Annotated in this window: 16 protein-coding genes and 1 riboswitch; of the genes, 5 read left to right on the top strand and 11 right to left on the bottom strand. The window is 47.2% G+C overall.

What is annotated here, in order from left to right:
- Positions 1 to 40: 40 nt before the first annotated feature.
- The 7 genes from BTR1S_RS13155 to sspJ all read right to left on the bottom strand — a co-directional run bounded on the left by BTR1S_RS13155 (position 41) and on the right by sspJ (position 7,763).
- The gene (locus tag BTR1S_RS13155; protein ID WP_006639057.1) at positions 41 to 1,786 is read right to left on the bottom strand and encodes a sensor histidine kinase; all 1,746 of its coding nucleotides are present in this window, start codon (positions 1,784 to 1,786) and stop codon (positions 41 to 43) included.
- On the bottom strand, positions 1,783 to 2,508 hold the full coding sequence (locus BTR1S_RS13150) for a response regulator transcription factor (protein WP_006639058.1): 726 nt from the start codon (positions 2,506 to 2,508) through the stop codon (positions 1,783 to 1,785). Before BTR1S_RS13150 ends, BTR1S_RS13155 begins: the two co-directional genes overlap by 4 nt.
- Positions 2,509 to 2,682: 174 nt before the next feature.
- A complete protein-coding gene (locus tag BTR1S_RS13145; protein WP_051056697.1) occupies positions 2,683 to 3,450 on the bottom strand; it encodes an ABC transporter ATP-binding protein in 768 nt (255 codons plus the stop codon).
- Between the two features lie 63 nt (positions 3,451 to 3,513).
- Entirely contained in the window at positions 3,514 to 4,533 is a 1,020-nt protein-coding gene (locus BTR1S_RS13140) for a FecCD family ABC transporter permease (protein ID WP_034326649.1), read from the bottom strand.
- Positions 4,533 to 5,597 (bottom strand): FecCD family ABC transporter permease, encoded by a 1,065-nt coding sequence (locus BTR1S_RS13135; protein ID WP_006639061.1) that lies wholly within the window; start codon positions 5,595 to 5,597, stop codon positions 4,533 to 4,535. Before BTR1S_RS13135 ends, BTR1S_RS13140 begins: the two co-directional genes overlap by 1 nt.
- 149 nt (positions 5,598 to 5,746) lie before the next feature.
- The gene (locus tag BTR1S_RS13130) at positions 5,747 to 7,153 is read right to left on the bottom strand and encodes an amino acid permease (RefSeq protein WP_029419516.1); all 1,407 of its coding nucleotides are present in this window, start codon (positions 7,151 to 7,153) and stop codon (positions 5,747 to 5,749) included.
- Between the two features lie 112 nt (positions 7,154 to 7,265).
- Positions 7,266 to 7,444: riboswitch (Lysine riboswitch) on the bottom strand.
- A 175-nt stretch (positions 7,445 to 7,619) separates the two neighbouring features.
- Entirely contained in the window at positions 7,620 to 7,763 is a 144-nt protein-coding gene (gene sspJ, locus BTR1S_RS13125; RefSeq protein ID WP_006639063.1) for a small acid-soluble spore protein SspJ, read from the bottom strand.
- Between the two features lie 224 nt (positions 7,764 to 7,987).
- Here sspJ and BTR1S_RS13120 point away from each other — a divergent pair, with 224 nt between their 5' ends.
- From BTR1S_RS13120 to BTR1S_RS13110, 3 genes are all read left to right on the top strand, one after another.
- Complete coding sequence (locus BTR1S_RS13120; RefSeq protein WP_006639064.1) at positions 7,988 to 8,458, top strand: metal-dependent hydrolase; 471 nt, start codon at positions 7,988 to 7,990, stop codon at positions 8,456 to 8,458.
- A 90-nt stretch (positions 8,459 to 8,548) separates the two neighbouring features.
- Positions 8,549 to 10,405: an LTA synthase family protein gene (locus tag BTR1S_RS13115; RefSeq protein ID WP_006639065.1), complete on the top strand. Its 1,857-nt coding sequence runs from the start codon at positions 8,549 to 8,551 to the stop codon at positions 10,403 to 10,405.
- 204 nt (positions 10,406 to 10,609) lie between these two features.
- Entirely contained in the window at positions 10,610 to 12,061 is a 1,452-nt protein-coding gene (locus BTR1S_RS13110; RefSeq protein WP_006639066.1) for an MDR family MFS transporter, read from the top strand.
- 47 nt (positions 12,062 to 12,108) lie between these two features.
- Here BTR1S_RS13110 and pgoN read toward each other — a convergent pair whose 3' ends face one another.
- The 3 genes from pgoN to BTR1S_RS13095 all read right to left on the bottom strand — a co-directional run bounded on the left by pgoN (position 12,109) and on the right by BTR1S_RS13095 (position 16,020).
- Positions 12,109 to 12,954, bottom strand: a complete 846-nt coding sequence (gene pgoN, locus BTR1S_RS13105) for a glyoxal/methylglyoxal reductase (RefSeq protein ID WP_006639067.1) — start codon at positions 12,952 to 12,954, stop codon at positions 12,109 to 12,111.
- 90 nt (positions 12,955 to 13,044) lie between these two features.
- Complete coding sequence (locus BTR1S_RS13100; protein WP_006639068.1) at positions 13,045 to 13,926, bottom strand: ROK family protein; 882 nt, start codon at positions 13,924 to 13,926, stop codon at positions 13,045 to 13,047.
- 93 nt (positions 13,927 to 14,019) lie between these two features.
- Positions 14,020 to 16,020: a Na+/H+ antiporter gene (locus BTR1S_RS13095; protein ID WP_006639069.1), complete on the bottom strand. Its 2,001-nt coding sequence runs from the start codon at positions 16,018 to 16,020 to the stop codon at positions 14,020 to 14,022.
- 208 nt (positions 16,021 to 16,228) lie between these two features.
- Here BTR1S_RS13095 and BTR1S_RS13090 point away from each other — a divergent pair, with 208 nt between their 5' ends.
- Complete coding sequence (locus BTR1S_RS13090) at positions 16,229 to 17,365, top strand: aminotransferase class V-fold PLP-dependent enzyme (protein WP_029419517.1); 1,137 nt, start codon at positions 16,229 to 16,231, stop codon at positions 17,363 to 17,365.
- Positions 17,366 to 17,441: 76 nt separating this feature from the next.
- Positions 17,442 to 17,855 (top strand): DUF5412 family protein, encoded by a 414-nt coding sequence (locus tag BTR1S_RS13085; protein ID WP_029419518.1) that lies wholly within the window; start codon positions 17,442 to 17,444, stop codon positions 17,853 to 17,855.
- A gap of 3 nt (positions 17,856 to 17,858) precedes the next feature.
- Here BTR1S_RS13085 and helD read toward each other — a convergent pair.
- The coding region (gene helD, locus BTR1S_RS13080) for an RNA polymerase recycling motor HelD (RefSeq protein WP_061781677.1) at positions 17,859 to 19,518 on the bottom strand (1,660 nt) is incomplete at its 5' end.

Raw genomic sequence — 19,518 nt, 5'->3', positions numbered from 1 at the left:
TAAAAAAACCGTCCGGTTAAAACCGGACAGCTTCGTCCTTTTATTGTTTTTTCTTAAATTCCATTGTGATCTCCGTGCCGATCCCCGTCCGGCTGTCCACTTCAATGCATCCGTCATGAAGATGGACAAGCTCAAGCGAAATGGCGAGGCCGAGCCCGCTTCCTTCTGTCGAATCCTTCGTGTGCGTTCCCCTGTAATAACGGTTAAATAAATTAGAGACAGTTTCAGCATCCATTCCTTTGCCGTTATCTTCAATTTTAAGAATGATGGTTTGTTTTGTTTCTTCAAGAATGATTTTGATGTCAGTGCCCTTTTTATTATGCTTGACCGCATTGGCAAGAAGGTTTTCCAATATCCTTCTAAACCAGCCTCTGTCAATCGAAAATGCCGTGTCTTCAGATTGATATTCAAAAGATACATGATAACCTTCTGAAAACGGGTAGCGCCTGAACTCTTCCACAAAGCTTTTTAAAAACGGAACAAGTCTGACCGTTTCCCGCTTGATCGGGAGGGCGTCGTTTTTGAGTCTGTACGTTAAATTCAAATCCTCAATCAGCTGGGACATGTAATCCGACTTTTCTTTCATCGCCTGGCCGATTTCGCAGATTTCTTCCTTTGACCACTCATAATTCGGAGATTCGAGCATCATGCTGTACCCATAGATCGTGCTGAGCGGCGTTTTCAAGTCATGGGAAAGTCCTGCGATCCATTCCTCTCTCGTCGTTTGGATTTTTTTCCGGTTCTGTTCGTCTTTCTTCAATGTTTCCATCAGCTGCTCCATCGATTCGAAAATTTCGGTAAACAGCCGGTAAGGCTGCTTCCTTTTTCCTTTTTTATTCCGGCTCCTCGGCAGGCCTTTTCGGTTTTTCGGCTCTTCAAAGCGCCCTTTTGAGAGATTGACGATCCATTTAATCGTATGGATGATCGGCATGCCGAACCGGAAGGAATACCAAAGGGTCATGATGGTGATTAAAAAGAGCAGGATGCCGATCATCAGAACAATGATTTTGATCGCAAGGCTGACCATCGACCGGTTAAACTCATGGTCCGGATTATATATCGGATTCGGTGTGGCCGCAATCAGCCACTCTGTAGCGCTTAAGCGCCTGTATGAAAATTCGTGCTCATAGTTCCACGGTTTCGAGGTATACTTCAAAAGCTCTAATTCATTGATGCCCTCGCTGTAGTCGATATCTTCGTAAACCGATTGCAAAAGTGTTCCTTTTTCATTAAACAGGTAAACGGACCCATTATTTTTCTTAATGAAATCAAGCGTGCTTTTCTTGTAGGAAGACAGGGAAGCCGGATCTTTTTCTTCTTTCTCCAGATACGACAGGATCGTATCGCTTTTGGACTCCCAGCCGAAGAGAATGACATAATCTTTGTCATTTAAATTGGCAGACCAAAAGTTGACTTGATATTTTTTAATCTTTTTTGCAGAAATTGCCGATACGAGATCTTCTCTATGATACTTTTTTTGGATCTCCGGCGGAAGATGATACGAATAAACGGTTTCCTCTTTCCCGTTTAATATTTGAAGCCAGCCCCCCTGCTTATCAACGGCATATTTTAAGAGATCATCAATCTCCCAATTGTTGTCGTCATCAACGGTGATCCATGTTTCAAATGTGTCTGATGTCGCTTTTGCCAGACCGGCATCTGTTTCACTTTCACTCAATTGCAGCCCGAAGAAAATAAAGGATAAAAACAGGATGGCGCCGACAAGCAGTAAAATTAAAAAAATTTGACTCGTAAAATGCAGAACTAATTTTCCCCTGAGCTTCATCCTTCACTCTCTTTTCTTGCTTTGTTAGGGATGAATTTATAGCCTAATCCGCGAATCGTGACAATGTATTCGGGATTGCTCGGATCTGCTTCAATTTTTTCTCTCAGCTTTCGGATATGTACCATCACGGTGTTGCTGTCGCCGTATGACGGGACCCCCCACACCTTTTCATAAATCTGATCCTTTGACAGCACCCTGTTCGGATGATCGCAAAAGTATTGAAGAAGCTGAAGCAGCTGGGCGGAGCAGCTGACAGCCTCGCCATCGACGATCAGCTCGGCGAAGTCGGGGTGAAACGTGAATCGTTCATATTCGTATGAAGATGCGACAGATGCAGCAACTTCCTTTTGTATGTATGTTCTTTTTAAATGAGCTTTTATTCTGGCGATTAATTCCAGCGGATTGAAAGGTTTTGTAATATAGTCATCCGCGCCGTATGCAAATCCTGACAGCTTATCAAGATCAGATGTTTTCGCGGTCAGAAAAAAGATCGGGGCATTGGTATGGCGCCGAAGCTCGGGAGACACTTCAAATCCGGTCTGCCCAGGCATCATGACATCAAGAAGAATCAAATGTACGGTTTCTTTTTTGACGAGGTCAAGGGCCTCTTCGGCGCTGTTCGCGGTCAAGACTTCGGTAAAGCCTTCTTTCGTGAGGACGCGCTTGACCATCTGAACAATGGCATCCTCATCATCCACAATCAAAATCGTTGCATTCTCCAATTTCCTTCTTTCCTTTCTGTCTCTTGCATGTTTTTTATATCCTCATCTTACCATCTATCCTATCTATATCGGCCGTATTTTTCAGATTTTAAAGTAAAAATAAACTTTTTCAGAAATCTTCTTTCAAAAACGGAAATACCGGGACAAAAAAACAGACACATTTTCGTGTCTGTTTTATCCGGTTGCCAGCTTTTTTGCCTCTTCTTTCTCAAAAAGATCATAGGTCAGGCATACAGGTTTGCCTGTGCGCGGATCTGCAACGATCTGGGCGTCGATTTGAAACACTTGCTTTAATACTTCCGGCGTCATGACTTCCTCCGGCGTTCCCTCTTTAATAATCTTGCCGCTGTTTAACGCTACCATGTGATGGGCGAATCGGGCCGCATGATTCAGATCATGGATGACCATCAAGATCGTCCGTTCCTGTTCCTGGTTCAGCTTTTCCAAAAGCTTGAGGATTTCAAGCTGATGGGCCAAATCCAAATAGGTCGTCGGTTCGTCAAGCAAGAGCAGCTCCGTCTCTTGGGCGAGGGCCATGGCGATCCAGACGCGCTGGCGCTGGCCCCCGGAAAGGGCTTCAATCGGCCGCTCATGAAACGGCAGCATTCCTGTAACCTCAAGCGACCATTCAATGATGCGGCGGTCTTCTTTTGTCAGTCTGCCCATACCTTTTTGGTGGGGAAAGCGGCCGTATGCCACAAGTTCATATACGGTAAGGCCGCCGGGAGCTTCAGGCGTTTGCGGAAGAATCGCCATTTGTTTGGCGATCTCTTTCGTCGGCATTTGATGGATTGCCTTTCCGTTCAAATAGACGGCGCCTGTTTTGGACCGGTGGATTCGGGCCATGGTCTTCAAAATCGTTGATTTTCCGCAGCCATTTGGCCCGATCATCGTCGTGACTTTTCCCTTTGGAATTGTAAGATTTAGATTTTCGACAATCATCTGCTCGCCATAGCCAATCCCCAGCTCATTTGTAGAAAGAGACACTTTGCAATCTTCCCTTCTTTAATTTGTTTTCATCAGTAAATATATAAAGTACGGCGCGCCTAAAACGGAAATGACTAGTCCGACGGGAATCTCCGATGGCGCGAGGAGATTTCTGCCGATCAAATCGGCCAGCAAAAAGAGCAAAGCCCCCGTCAACGCAGACGCCGGTATCAAAAGCTGATGTTTCGGCCCGACAAGCCTTCTTGCGATATGGGGAGCAACCAGACCGAGAAAGGTGATATTGCCCCCCGCCGCCACGCAGGCGCCGCTGAGAGCTGCCGCGGCCAACAGCAGTGTGCGCCGTTCTTTTTCAACGGCCGTTCCAAGGCCGGCAGCAATCTGATCGCCAAGATTAAGTACATTTAAATAGCGCGCTTTATATAGGATAAAAGGAAGCAATACGGCAATCCATGGAAGGGTTGCCCAAACAAAGCTCCAGTTGGCGTTCCATATGTTTCCCGAAAGCCATACGGTCGCCTGCATAAAATCGTTTGGATCCATTTTCAGCTGCAGCATGAGAATGGCCGCGCCAAATGCGGCGTTGACTCCGATGCCGACCAAAACTAGGCGGACAGGATTAAGCCCCTTTTTCCATGCGAGCAAATAAATCAAAATGACCGAAATGCAAGCTCCTATAAATGCAAAAATCGGCAGGGAAAACATCATGCTTGCTTCGAGGCGGTCGATTGACCCCTGTAAAAAGAAGATGAACAGAACCACGGCAAAACCCGCTCCGGCATTGATTCCCAAAATCCCCGGATCAGCCAGGTCGTTTTGGGAAATCCCCTGCCAGACGGCCCCCGCTGCGGCAATCCCGGCGCCGATGATCATTGCAAGAATCATGCGCGGCAGGCGAAACTCAAATAACACTAGCTCTTCTTGCGGCGTGCCGGCTCCAAACAACGTTTTCAGCGTGTCAAGCGGAGCAATCCGAATCTCTCCCATATTCAGGCTGAGTAAAAACACGCCGGTGATCAGCGCGGCCATAACCAGCATGATCACTGCCGCGCGGCTGTTTTTGTTTTTGATGGTCTCCATTACAGCCCCCTCCCTTCACGCCGGGCCAAATAGAGAAAGAATGGGACGCCGACAAGCGCCGTCACCGCTCCAACCGGTGTTTCAAAAGGAGGGTTGATCATCCTTGCCGCTATGTCGGCATAAAGGAGAAGCACAGCCCCCAACACCGCTGAACACGGAATGATCCAGCGATAATCCATGCCGGCCAAAAACCGGGTAATATGCGGGATGATCAAACCGATGAAACCAATCGAGCCTGCCACAGACACTGCGGCACCCGTAAGCAAAACGACGGAAACGACCCCGATCGTTTTGACCGTGTTTGTCGATTGGCCAAGCCCTTTTGCCAATTCCTCTCCCAAGCTTAAAACGGTTATCGAACGGGCGATCAAAAAGACAAGCATCAATCCGAGTGCCGCTGCGGGAACCAAAAGCTCTACGCTCGACCATTTCATGCCTGCGATACCGCCGGCATACCAAAAGCTCACATCGCGGGCTACATCAAAATGTATCGCAATGCCTGATGACAGCGCCCTGAGAAACGTTCCGACCGCCGTTCCCGCCAAGGCCAGCTTTACAGGAGTAAGGCCGCCTTTTGAAAACATTCCGACCGCAAAAACAATCGCTGCTCCCAAACCCGCCCCGGCAAATGACCAGGCCATCAGCCCGAGGGCAGAGATGCCGGGAAAACAGGCAAAAGCGACGGCTATCGCAAATGCCGAGCCGTCTGTCACGCTCATAATGTCCGGCGAAGCGAGCGGATTTCTCGTCATGCCCTGCATGATCGCGCCGGAAACGGCCAGACAAGCGCCGACAAGCATTGCACTGACCGTCCTCGGCAGCCTGAGCTCCAAAATAATTTGATGGGCCGTATTTTTTGAATCAAAGTGAAAAAGCGCGTCCCATACAGTGCCAAGCTTGATATCAGCCGCACCGAGGGCTATCGATAATGCCCCGCCGAACAACAGGATGACAAGTCCGCCCAGAAGGACAAATACGGCTCCAAGGGGACGGCTTACCAGCCGTTCTTCATGCTCCGGCTCGTCCCCGCTGGTGATCTGATGAATATTTCTGTATGACCCCAATCGATGCCATTCCTTTCCTATATCTACAATCGATAACGATTATCATTTTCATTTTATAGTATATCAGTCTCAGGCCGAATTTTTAAGAAAAAATTTATCAAATGAAAAAAAGCCCGCTGATCTTCGAAAGAAGACCGCGGGCCCATGGCTCATGACTGCCGATTCTCGCCAAACCTTTTGGCCGCAAACGGGTAGATGACAAGTCCGACAAAGAACAATCCGATTCCCAATATAAAGGTAAGTAAATCAGACGTTCCGGAGACGATCACCCATAAAGAATAAGCAAGAGCTGCCAGTGCAATGATGCCGTCGCCCAGTCTCGATCCTTTCAGCTCATCATAAGTTTCCCCTTTTAGGATGAGCTTCAGGCTGAATAGTGCTGCAATCAAATATGGGACAAGATAAGCCAGCGTCGCCGATGTCGTCAAGAACGTAAAGGCCTGGCTGATCGTTCCGGAAATCGTCGAGAATATAAAAATCTGAGACATGACATTCGTGACGATCAACGAATTGACAGGACTTCCTTTTTTGTTCGTCTTCGCAAAAAAAGCAGGAAAATCGCCAGCCTTAGCGGCTTGGTATGGAACTTCTGACCCGATCAAAATCCAGCCGAGCATGGAGCCGAACAGGGAAACGATCGCCAGAATGGCCATCACAACGCTCCCCAAGCCGCCGATAATCGCGTGCAGCACATCAACAAACGGCTTATCTGAAGCCTTCAGCTGGTCATGCGGGATAATGCCCATCGTAATGAGTGTAATAATCATATAAATGCCAAGCGCGATCAGCAGTCCCGTAATCGTAGCCCGTTTGACATCCCGCTGCGAAGAAGCGCGCCCTGATAAGATAACGGCTGACTCGATGCCGACGAACGCCCACAGCGTTGAAATCGCCGCATTATAGACCTGACCGCCAAGCCCCACGCTTTTTCCTTCAGCTTCAACAGGAAAATAAAATGATTCAAATAAAGACACCTGAAAAACGAATAATCCGGCTACAATAAACAGAACAAATCCGAGCACTTTGGAAAACGTCGCCAAAAAGTTGAGTTTTCCGGCTCCGTTTAAGCTTGTGACGAGAATGAAATGAGTGCCCCACAACAGAATCGTGCAGACGATAAATGTCAAAAGCTGTCCGAGTGTGACGGCATGCCCGCCAATCTCAAACATCTTGCGTCCATCAGTTAAAATCGGCAGGAATGTTGTCAAATAACCGGCAAGGCTCGTGATGATGGCCACATTGCTGATCCAGCTTGCCACCCAGTAGCCCCACACCATTGTAAAGCCAGCCGCGTTTCCTTTTTTCGGATCTGAGAAGAGCGCCCTTGCATAGCTTTGCGGGCCCGCTTTCAGATCCGGACGGCGGATCGATAAATGTCCGAATACGAGAGCGATCATTAAAACGCCCGCACCCGTCACAAGCCATGCCACCGTTACACCAAGCGGACTTGCCGTCTGGGCGAGCGTGCTTGGGAGCATAAAAATTCCGGAGCCGACCATATTTCCGACGACAAACGCCGTTAAAAGCCAGAAGCCCCATTTTTTTGTCTGTTCCATCTTATAATACCTCCGAGCATTTTATAAAAAATATGCCGGACCAGACCGTGAGATCAGTCAAAATAAAAAAAGCATGAACAAAAGTCCATGCCAAAACAACATACACTCTTGATCTCCGGATAGCCCTCCGCAGGGAACCCCGCGGCAGTCCTGCACTTATTCAATGCAGACCCAGCATAAAGAATGAATGGCTTCTTTATGCTTCGGCGCTGATGCCTTTTACGCATGATCACAGGCTCCAATTCAGCCTCACATGCGCGACTTATCATCCGCGCAACCTCTACCTCACTAAGAGTTAAGAGTGAGGATTTATCACATATTCACATCCGAAGGTTACCAGAGAAATTTTGATCTGTCAAAGGGAACTGATGGAAAAACGGTTGAAGCCTGCATATCAACGTAAAAGGCCGCCTGCTTCGGCAGCCTTGGCGGACGGAGCGCGCAGCTCCCCATCCATTTATGGCGATTATCGGTTATTTTTGTTTTTTCGGACCGCCTCTTGCAGAGGGTCTCCTTTTAATGCCGCCCCTGCATCTTCAAGCGCCCCCTGAACGGCGTTCTGATCTTTGGCTTTATTTTTTCCCCGATCTTTATTGAAGAAAAAACCCACATGAATCACCTCTTTAAAAATTTGGTACAATTTTAATTTGTCTTATCATCAAAAAAATATGCTGCAAGCTTTACCCATTGCATCCAGCTGCGGGATGTTTCCGTTTTCGCATATTCTTCCCGAAAAAAAAATCAAGCCCGAAAGTCGGCAGAATCAGTCTTGAAGGCCTTCAGATCTCTTGATATAGTTTTCTTTAGGAATTAGGTCTTAAAGGAGAAGCGAATATGACAGGAAAAACACACATCATGGGGGGAGTCGCTTCTTGTACGGCTGTCGCTTATTTTTATGGATATGATCCCGTATTTATGACCGCTTCAGGCGTTCTTGGCGCATTGATACCCGATATTTGCCACACGAAAAGCAAAATAGGCAGAAAGCTTCCGATTTTATCAACGCTGGTCAGTTCGATATTCGGCCACAGGACATTCACGCACAGCCTGCTTTTTTTACTGCTTACCGCATTTGCTGCACATTTATACTTTGCAAATCAGAGCATTTTGGTCGGACTGATGGCGGGAATGGCCAGCCATCTGCTGCTTGATGCGGGGACGACAAACGGCATCAAGCTTTTCTTTCCTTCATCAATCAGAATCCGCCTGCCGCTTTACATTAAAACAGGCGGCAAAGCCGAACAGGGCGTAATGGCTGCCCTCACCATTCTTTCATGTTATTTTATTGCCGTCTTAATGGCATGAACGGCGAAATTAGTTTTATTTGCCACCGAAAGTTTTTTTTAGTAATTTAAACATATGCGGGGCTAAGAATTTGTGAGGAGCTATTGATAAATGAAAGAACATTTTTTCAAAAAGCAGTGGTTTTTATGCTTATCGATTTTTTTCATGTGGATGAAGACGTATTTCATCTACAAACTGGGGTTTCACCTGCAGATTGACAATGCGCTGCAGGAGCTGATTCTGTTTTTGAACCCGCTTAGCTTTCTCATCCCCGTATTCGGCATCAGTCTTTTTTGCCGCGAAAAAACAAAGCGGCTGTTTCTAATCGCTGCAAACGTCATACTTACGGGCATTCTGATCGCAAACTGCATTTTTTACGGTTTTTATATTGATTTTATTACAATCCCCGTGTTGTTCCAGGCCAAAAACCTCGGGGGACTCGGAAGCAGTTTTCAGGAGCTGTTCAATCCTTTATTTATCGTTCTTTTCTTTGACTTGGCTTTACTCGCATGGCTGGCAAAACGCCGGAAAACAGAAGTGAAGCCGTCGCGGAAAGCCATCAAACTCTACTATACCGCAGCAGCCGGAATCGCGCTTTTTAATCTCGCCTTATCAGAACTCGATCAGCCGAAATTATTAGCCAACTCCTTTGACAGGGAAGTGCTGGTCAAGCATATCGGATTGTACCAGTTCCATCTGTTCGACGGGATTACGCAAACGTTTAATTTGACGCAAAAGGCGGTTGCGGATGAGAACAGTCTGGCGACGATCGAAAATTATACAAATGCCGACTACAGCAAGCCAAACAAAGAGATGTTCGGCACCGCTAAAGGGCGCAATGTCATTTTCGTGACGCTTGAATCGACGCAAAGCTTTGTCATCGATGAAAAAGTGAACGGAAAAGAAATCACTCCGTTTTTGAATCAATTCATTAAAAAGAGCTATTATTTTGACCACTTTTATCAGCAGACCGAACAGGGAAAAACCTCTGATTCCGAGTTTATCGTCGCCAATTCTCTTTATCCGTCGTTAAGCGGAGCTGTCTTTTTTACCAAAAGCGAAAATCAATACAATTCGATATATAAAACACTGTCGAAAAACGATTATACCTCCGCCGTATTTCATGCCAACAACAAAAAGTTCTGGAACAGGGACGTCATGTACGGCTCTCTCGGCATTGACCGCTTTTATGATGTGGATAATTTCAATGTGACAGATGATAATTCAACAGGCTGGGGACTGAAGGATAAAGAATTTTTGGCGCAGTCCGCAGATATCATGAAGGAATTGCCGCAGCCGTTTTACAGCAGCCTGATTACGCTGACCAACCACTTTCCATTCCAAATTGATGACAAGGATCGGCTGATTGATGAATATGATTCAAACAGCGAGGTGTTAAACCGCTATGTAACGACAGTGCGCTACCAGGACGAAGCACTGAAGCATTTTATCGCGAAGCTGAAAGAAAACGGGCTGTATGAACACTCGGTGATTGTCTTTATGGGGGACCACTACGGCATTTCTGAAGCACATAACGATGCACTCGCCCAATTTTTAGGAAAAAGCGAAATCACACCGTATGATACTGTCCAGCTTCAGCGTGTCCCATTGATTATCCACATCCCGGGGATTACCGACAAAAAGCCGCAAACCATTTCAGAAATAGGCGGACAAATCGATGTCAAACCGACATTGCTTCATTTGCTGGGAGTCGATACAAAAGGCATGATCCAGTTTGGAAACGATCTATTTTCTAACGAGCGAATGCCTTTCGCCGTACTAAGGAATGGAAGCTTTATTACAAACGACTATCTCTATACGAAAAATGCCTGCTACAATCAAAAAACCGGAGAGCTCCTTGAGGATGCGAAAGACAAATGCGGGTCTTTGAAAGAGAAAGCGAATGAGGAGCTTTCCCTGTCCGATAAAATCATCAATGGAGATTTGTTGAGGTTTTATAAAAAATAAGTCTGTTTCGCCCCCTCCCACAAGCATTTACTGCGGTGGGAGGGGCTGTTTAAATTTGCGGACGGTTGGGTATTATATACCGAATGTTCGATATGGCCTTGCGGATTTGCTAATCCTTCGATAATCTAATGAATAGACAATTTTGTTTCGGGTGCCGATTATTTCATGAAGTGTTATAAAATTTCTGAATAAGAAGGTTTTAAAATGAGTGAAACACAACAAAAGATAAACAAAATGCCGATTGTTGCCGTATTGATTACCGGGACTTTTATCGCCATTTTAAACCAGACGCTGCTGACGACGGCGCTGCCGCCTATCATGCGGGATTTGAACATTACCCCGGGGCTCGCCCAGTGGCTGACGACCGTTTTTATGCTTGTAAACGGGATTATGATTCCGGTTACGGCGTTTTTAATTGAAAAATTCACGACGAGAAAGCTGTTTATGGCCGCCATGTCATTATTTACGGCAGGAACCCTGATCTGCGCATTATCGTTCAGCTTTCCCGCTTTAATTGTTGGACGAATCGTACAGGCGGCCGGCGCGGGGATCATGATGCCTTTAATGCAGACAGTGCTTCTGCTGATCTTTCCAAAGGAAAAACGCGGCTCAGCGATGGGGATGGTTGGTCTTGTCATCGCCTTTGCCCCGGCGCTCGGACCGACGCTATCGGGCTGGATCGTCGACCGTTATCCGTGGGAAGTATTGTTTTATCTTCTTCTGCCGTTCGCAATTATTGATATGATCATCGCCTCGTTTATTTTGAAAAATGTGACAGAACAAACATCGCCCAAGATGGATGTGCCTTCGATCATTTTGTCTTCTTTTGGATTCGGCGGCATTCTTTACGGGTTCAGCAGCGCAGGCGTCGACGGCTGGACCGGCCCGGATGTGCTGGCCGGATTTGCGATTGGTGCCGTCACCCTGTTTTGGTTTATATGGAGGCAGCTCCATTTAAAAGAGCCGATTTTGGAATTCAGGGTATTTAAATATCCGATGTTCACGCTTGCCACGGTCATCGGCATGGTCGTCTTTATGGCGATGATCGGGGCTGCGACAATCGTTCCGATCTACATGCAGGATATGCGCCATTTCACCGCAATGGAATCAGGGATGATGCTTTTTCCGGGAGCTGTTGTCATGGGCTTGATGTCGCCGATTACCGGAAGAATTTTCGATAAAATCGGGGCGCGGGTGTTAAGCATTACCGGTTTGACGACCATTTTCGTTACGACGCTGCTGTTGACACACCTGTCAGAGGCGACTCCTTTCGCATACCTGTCGACCGTCTATGCGTTTCGAATGGTCGGAATGGGAATGGTGTTAATGCCGGTGACGACAGCCGGGCTGAACCAGCTTCCGCGCCACCTGATACCGCATGGCACAGCCATGAACAATACGATGAGGCAAATGTCCGGTTCAATCGGAACGGCGATTCTGATCACAATCATGACGCAGCGGGCTTTAGCTGATCCGGCGGGCCCAGGCTCGGAAACAGCGATGATCCACGGCGTCAATCTGGCCTTTATGACCGCGGCCGGTTTATCAGGCGTCGGATTGGTCCTCGCATTCTTTATTAAACATAATCGCCGCGGACCGCTGAATGACCGCAGACGTAAACCGGCCAAAAGCCGCCTCGTGTTGCACGAAGAATAGACAAAATCCCGGGTTCATGACAAGAACCCGGGATTTTGTTTGCGATTTTATTCGAAGCCGTTTGTCATCGTTTCAGGATCAGGACCTACGCGCTCGTCTTTGTTGAGGGCGTCGATTTTTTCCATATCTTCTTTGGATAGTTCAAAGTCGAAGATATCGGCGTTTTCGATAATTCTGTGTTCCTTGATTGATTTCGGAATCGTAACGACTTCACTTTGCAGATCCCACCGCAAAATGATTTGAGCGACAGATTTGTTGTATTTTTTGGCGATGTCAGCAAGCACTTCATTGTCAAGGAGTTTACCTTGCATCAATGGAGACCATGCTTCAAGCTGAATCCCCTGCTTTTTGCAGTATTCTCTTAATTCAAGCTGTGTTAAGCGCGGGTGGAATTCGACCTGGTTGACCATCGGCTTGATTTCTGCATCTTCCAATAAGCTTTCCAGATGATGCACATTAAAATTGCTGACGCCGATCGCTCTGACTTTGCCGTCTTTATACAGCTTCTCCAATGCACGCCATGTATCTTTAAATTTGGCCTTATCTTTTCCAGGCCAGTGAATCAAATATAAATCAAGGTAGTCAAGGCCAAGCTTTCTAAGGCTTTCATCAAAAGCGGCCAACGCCTGCTCATAGCCCTGGTCACCGTTCCAAACTTTTGAAGTGACGAAAAGCTCCTCGCGGCCAACGCCTGATTCTTTAATCCCTTTGCCGACGCCTTCTTCATTTTGATAGATCGCAGCTGTGTCAATGCTCCGGTATCCGTTTTTAATGGCTGCTTTTACAGATTCGACGACTTGGCTGCCCTCTTCTACTTTAAAGACCCCAAGACCAAACCACGGCATTTTCACTCCGTTATGTAATGTAACAGTGTCTTGTAAACTGCTTACCATATTGAATGACCACCTTTCATTTATTCAGAATGCTTAAATAAGCATCATGTCCATTATCTCATATTGGAGGGAATTGACATAATAAATTGCTCATTTGCCTTCTGCTGCCCGCTCAGGCAAAGCCAAAGCCAAAGCGAGCGCTCCCGTGATTCCCGCATCGTCGCCAAGACCCGGCGGCACGATATACTGATCAAGATCCGGGAGGACGAGATATCCGTTTACATATTCGGAAAGCTTTTCACGAATAAGCGGGAATAATTGCTGCTGCTTCATGACTCCTCCGCCCATCACGATTTTTTCCGGACATAAAATCAAAATATAGTGCATAAGCGCCTGAGCCAAATAATCGGCTTCAAGCTCCCACACCTCGTTGCGGCCGGCCAAATCCTTTCCTTGTTTGCCCCAGCGTTTTTCAATCGCCGGTCCTGATGCCATTCCTTCAAGACAATCGTTGTGATATGGACAGTTTCCTGCAAACGTATCCTTTTCATGGCGCCTGATGAGAATATGTCCCATTTCAGGATGGCTGAAGCTTTGAACCAGTTTGCCCCCGATGACAGCCCCTGCGCCGATGCCGGTGCCGACCGTGATATAAAGACAGCTGTCAAGCCCTTGTGCGGCTCCTTTCGTGATTTCCCCGAGTGCAGCCGCATTGACATCCGTCGTAAAAGAAACGGGAATGCCGAACCTTTTTTTCAGCTCAGGAATCAACGGATAGTTCCTCCATGCCAATTTCGGCGTATTGGTAATATAGCCGAAATCAGGGCTTTCCTTTGCCAATGACATCGGTCCGAACGAGCCGACACCTATTGATTCGAGCTGATACATATCAAAGAAAGCGGACAGCCTTCCAATCGTTTCTTCAGGCGTCTCTGTCGGAATCGTCAGCCTGTCGATGATTTCCCCGTTCTCTGTTCCGACCGCGCATACAAATTTTGTTCCCCCTGCTTCAATTGCTCCGTAATATTTCATCATCTCGGCTCCTTTTTTGTCTGGTTTCTTGTCTTTAATTGAATGATAAATCAGACAAAGGAGGAAAGCAATTCAATATACCTTTGAAAACCCTCACTCATCAAGAAGTTCGGCTTCCAAATCATTGATGTACTGGCGCAGCTGGTGGGCTGTTTCCCTGGAAATTTCACGGTTTTCAAACAGCTCTTGAATTTCATTGCGAATGATCTGGACCGATTTTAAGCGAATCTCTTTTTTTTGTTTTTCATAGCGGACATTTTCCCGTCGTCCTGCGGTTCCGTGCTGAAGCCGCAGAATCAGGCGCTGATAAAAAGCGATGACAGACTGGGCCGCTTCTTTATTGTCGTCATTCATATGCTGTTTTACCGTTTCGATGGCCGCTTTTGCCGTTTGAATCCGGGCCTTTTTCAGCATGTCCGCGCTTTCGTCCCGCTGCCTTCCCGTCTCTTCTTTTTTTCCGCTGTCTATCAAATGCTTCAATTTTATGACGGACACGCCGGCTTTGAACGGATTGGCAAAGAGCATTTCTTTCTCTTGAAGCCTTTCTTTCAGGTTGTCTGCGATGCGCTCTGTGATCTGTTTGCTTTTTCGCATAGCCTCCAGCTCCACCTGTTCCGCTTTCAAGGCATGCGCACGGATTTTGTTTTCCTGCTTTTTGAGGCGCAAATGCTGTTTGAGCGAATATTGTTCAAATCTGAGCCTTTTCATCTTTTCGTTGTACTCTGATATGACGGCCAGTGCAGCGGCTCTATTTTTGTCATTCATCTCCTCTTTTAATGCCTTGATCGTTGTTTTCATCAGCTTTCTTCTGACGCTTTGAAACTGGCTTCCGCTTGACGGGAGCTCCTTCCTTTCTGAAAGAAGCGGCAAAAAGACGCTCGCCGTCATCAATGTGCACAGTATCACCCCGGCTGCCAGAAAGATGATAAAATCGCGTTCCGGAAACGGACGGCCGTCCTCCAACACAAAAGGAATCGAAAACGCTCCGGCCAAGGTCACCGCTCCTCGTACGCCCGAAATCGACATCTGAAGCAGGGAGCGCAGCTTTTCCCTGCCCGAAACCTGTTTCGTTTGAAGCCCCCAATTGCCCTGCCAAAACAAAAACACCCATACAAAACGGAGAATCAGCAATAGCAGCGTAATCAGAATGATGTAGCTGACTACTCTTGCATTGTTAAACGCCGCATTCCCAAATATGACGGAGAGGGCGCCCGGCATCTGCAATCCAAGCAGAACAAAGACAAGACCGTTCAAAATAAAAAGAATGATGCTCCATGTGCTGGCCGACACGATCTTCAGCTTGACCATCGCCGATTCGGCCCTGTCATGCTCAGCCGCATGTGTAATTCCCCCGGCCACGACGGCAAGGATTCCCGACACGCCAAGCTCCTCTGCCGTCAAATAAACCACAAAAGGGGTCAGAATTTGAATCAGCATATGCATTGTCACATCTTCCATCCCGAATCTGCGGAGCAAATAGCGAAACCGAAGAATCAGAAAAGAAAGAACCGCACCGGTGATCAGACCGCCAAAAGCGATCAGCAAAAAGCTGAACACCGCCGCTGACCACGAAAAAGCGCCCGTCACGGCCGCGGCAATTGCGAATTTAAAGGCGACAAGACCTGATGCATCATTCATCAAGCCTTCGCCTTCAAGAAGACGCATCATCTTCGTCGGCATATCGATCCGTTTCGAAAGCGCGCTGACGGCGACAACATCTGTCGGCGATAAAATGGCTGCAAGGGCAAAAGATGCGGGCAGCGGAATCTGCGGAATCATCCAATGAATCGCATAGCCTCCAAGCAGCACGGTTACAAATACAAGGCCGAGCGCCAAAAGAAGGATCGGCGTCCTCAATTTCCACAGCTCGTCTCTCGGTATCCGCCTTCCGTCATTAAACAGCAAGGGAGCGATAAATAAAACAAAAAAAAGCTCCGGACTGAGCGCGATATGAAGACCGCCCGGAAAAGCCCCCGCGATGATGCCCAATCCCACCTGGATCAATGGAACGGGAACAAATGGAATCAACCGGTGAATGATATTCGACATCGCGATAATTGTTAAAAGAACCAAAACAGCGAGGAAAATGGCCACTCAAATACCTCCTATATACCGCAAAGCATGCCTGTTCAGCCGTTCATGCCGGCTGTCTTCGGCCATGCTCTTCTTTGTTCAGTATTCTTTCGCGGCCGAAAACCTATACATTTGCCTTTGGAAACGTCTTTTTCTTCTTAGATGAAGGGTTTTTCACGCTTGGAACGAAGTATCATTTGCATACTCTGCAAAAAGGAGATTGCTGATCATGAATCATCCATTTCGTTCATTTCGTTCGTTATTCCCTGTTTTAACAGATCATATCCATCTGGGCGCCTGTTCTGCCGGCGCTTTGGCTTTGCCTGTCTCAGAAGCGATGGACGAATACCGCCGCAGACTCCTATACTCGGGAGCCGATTGGAGAGCATCCATGGAGAAGATGGAAGCGGCAAAGGATCAATTCGCACGGCTGATCGGCGCCGAACGAGAGGAAGTCGCCGTTCTGGCCTCTGTTTCCGACGCCGTTTCGGCTATTGCGCTTTCACTGCCGCATCATCGTCAAAAAAACAACATCGTTTTTACCGATATCGATTTTCCTGCAGTCGGACAAGTCTGGCTTGCCCAGGACCGTTTTAAACACAATTTCACAGTCATCCACGGCCATGGCGGAATCATCGGCATCACGCAATACGAACACGAAATATCGGATCAAACCCTTTTGACATGCGTTCCCCATGTCAGCCACTACAACGGATTTCAGCAAGATTTGAAACAGATTGCGGAAATCGTCCATCAGAAGGGATCGCTTTTATTCGTTGATGCCTACCAATCCGCCGGACATATTCCGATCAATGTCAAAGACATGGATATCGATATTCTTGCAGCAGGTACAAGAAAATATATGCTCGGCATTCCGGGAACGGCGTTTCTGTATATCAAACGGGAACTTGCAGAACAGTTCAAACCGCAGATGACCGGATGGTTTGGCAAAGACAGGGATTCAGCCTTTGAATTGTTTGATTCCCGATTTGCAGCAGGAGCAAAACGGTTTGAAACGGGAACACCGTCATTTGCCGGCCTTTATGCAGCAGACGCCGCCCTGAAGATCCTGCTTGAAGCCGGAACGGACCGCATCGGCTCTTATTTGCGGAAGCTTGCCGGTTTTTCTCTGCAATACGCCGCGGAAAAAGGGCTGCAGATCGCGGGGCCGCAGACTGTCGAGGGCAGAACAAGCCTGATTTCGGTTTATGCTGAAGACGCGGCCGGGATAGAGGCTAAGCTGAGGAGAAAAAACATTATCACATCAGCAAGAAAAGATATCATCAGAATCGCCCCGCATTTTTACAGCACAAAAGATGAGATGAAATATGCAATTGATGAAATCTCGGCGCTGCTATCGAATTAGACGTTGAAAATAGACAGAGGAGCGTTTTTTCCTTACACTATAAAAAAACATTTCGATCAGGGGATGATGATACACTTTGCAGCGTTTTATTGATGAAGAATGGAAAAAAGAGTTGAAAGAGATAGCCCGCCGAAACACGCTCTTCACGCTTTTAGCATTTATTCTCGCTCTCGGCATACCGATCGGCTATGTTGTATATACCCAATTTTACTCCATGAATCACTTACCAAAAGGTGTGCAGCTCATGTCGCTTACATCGCCAAATCAAACATACACCATCAGCATATATCGAACCCCTAAAAGAGGAAACGCCGCAGGCTTTTCCATCAGAGGGGAATTGACAACCGCCTCAAGCGGCGAACGAAGGAATATTTATTGGGGAGACAAAGCAGATCATCCAAAAGTCGAATGGAAAGACGAAAACCACGTTTCCATCAATGACAAGGTGCTTGATGTCCGCAGCGATACATATGATTGGAGAAGGGAGTGATGTTCACTCCCTCTTCATTGTATACAGCCTTTCTGGAACATCGTCTAAAAACGGGCTTTTCTCTCCGAGCGCAAATAAATGGAGCTCATGCATCGCTCTTGTACAGGCTGTATAAAACAGTGTCCGCTCACGCTCGCGCCAATATTGGGTTTTCGATCCATCATAGATGATGACGGCGTCGAATTCGATGCCTTTTGCCAAATACACAGGGATGACCACCACATCTTTTTGGAATGAGCGCGTTTCTTTATCAATCAGCTTGAGCTCGGTATGGGCCTTCAGGCAGCTGAACGCTTCCTTGCATTCCTGAACCGTTTTGCAGATGACCGCAATCGTCTCATGCCCTTCATGTTGCAATGCGGCAATACGCGCCGCTATCCGCTCATGATGTTCAGCCGGATCGGCCGAAATCGTCAATACCGGCTTGACGCCGCTTCTGTTAAAGGGTTCGATTTCATCTCCTCCCTTGATCAGCGGTTTTGTAAACTCGACGATTTCCCTTGTCGATCTGTAGCTTCGGATCAGTCTGATCGTCTCCGTTTTCTCCCTTTCAAACACATCTTCAGACAGAAGATCTTTCCCATGAACGCTATGGGCGAGAATCGCCTGGTTTAAATCCCCCAGTATCGTCATTTTGCTTGAAGGAAAAAGGGTTTTAAGAAAAGCAAGCTGAAAAGGCGAGTAATCCTGCGCTTCATCAATGAATAAGTGGCGAATCGCCGTGTTCTTCATCCCGCCTTTGATTTGATTTTTCAAATATAGATAAGGTGTTGCATCTTCATATGGAAACCGATTGGTGCAAAAGCTTTTTTTCGTGTACGCACATATTCCTTCCCAATGATCCGGGCGCACCTCGCCAGCATTCCAGTCTGAAAAAAGCTGCAGATACGTTCCCTTGAAATCAATAAAGCCCAAAGCTTTCACCGCCATTTTTAGCGGCCTGAACTCCCTTTCAACGATGATTTTGGCCAGGAGGGCCTGCTCTCTTTCATAATCATCAAATGTATCCTCGGTAAATTGGCGTTCTTCCTGGAGCTGTTTATAGACGCGCAAATATTCTTCTTGATCTAACAGGTTGCTCTTTTCAAGCGCCCACTCCTTTTTTCTTTCCCGTTTTTCTTGTTTTCTCAATAGATGCAGCAGCCATTTCGCCGTCAGTTCAATCCGGTGTGAAAGCGATCCCGAAGCGCCGAGCGAACGAAAATAATCCTGAATTTGACCGCTTGTTACAATTCTTTTTCCGCGGAACACAATATTTTTAAACAGCAGGTGGCCTTCCGCCAAGTAGCGGACATATTCATCAATAAAGTTTTTGAATGCCAGGCCCGCCTTATATGCAATTGCATGCATCCGGCTTTTGTAATCTTCATTTTCCGGAGCCGTCAAACAAAATTCCAATTGATCAAACGGATTTTCGCATGACACGTCTTTTCCGAGATGCAGCTGTAAATATTCCTGAAACGTTGTCTGCTGAATGTTTTCTTCGCCAAGCTCAGGCAGGACATTGGCGACATAGCTGTTGAACAGCAGGTTCGGGGAAAAGAGCAGCATTTGATTGGACTCGATCTGTCCGCGTCCGCGGTACAGCAAATAGGCGGCTCTCTGCAGCGCGGCCGACGTTTTTCCGCTTCCCGCCGCTCCCTGAACGACTAGAAAGCGGCTC

The sequence above is a fragment of the Bacillus sonorensis NBRC 101234 = KCTC 13918 genome (genome assembly GCF_001592005.1).
In the GTDB taxonomy this organism is placed as follows: domain Bacteria; phylum Bacillota; class Bacilli; order Bacillales; family Bacillaceae; genus Bacillus; species Bacillus sonorensis.
This window is presented reverse-complemented; position numbering and strand designations above follow the sequence as displayed.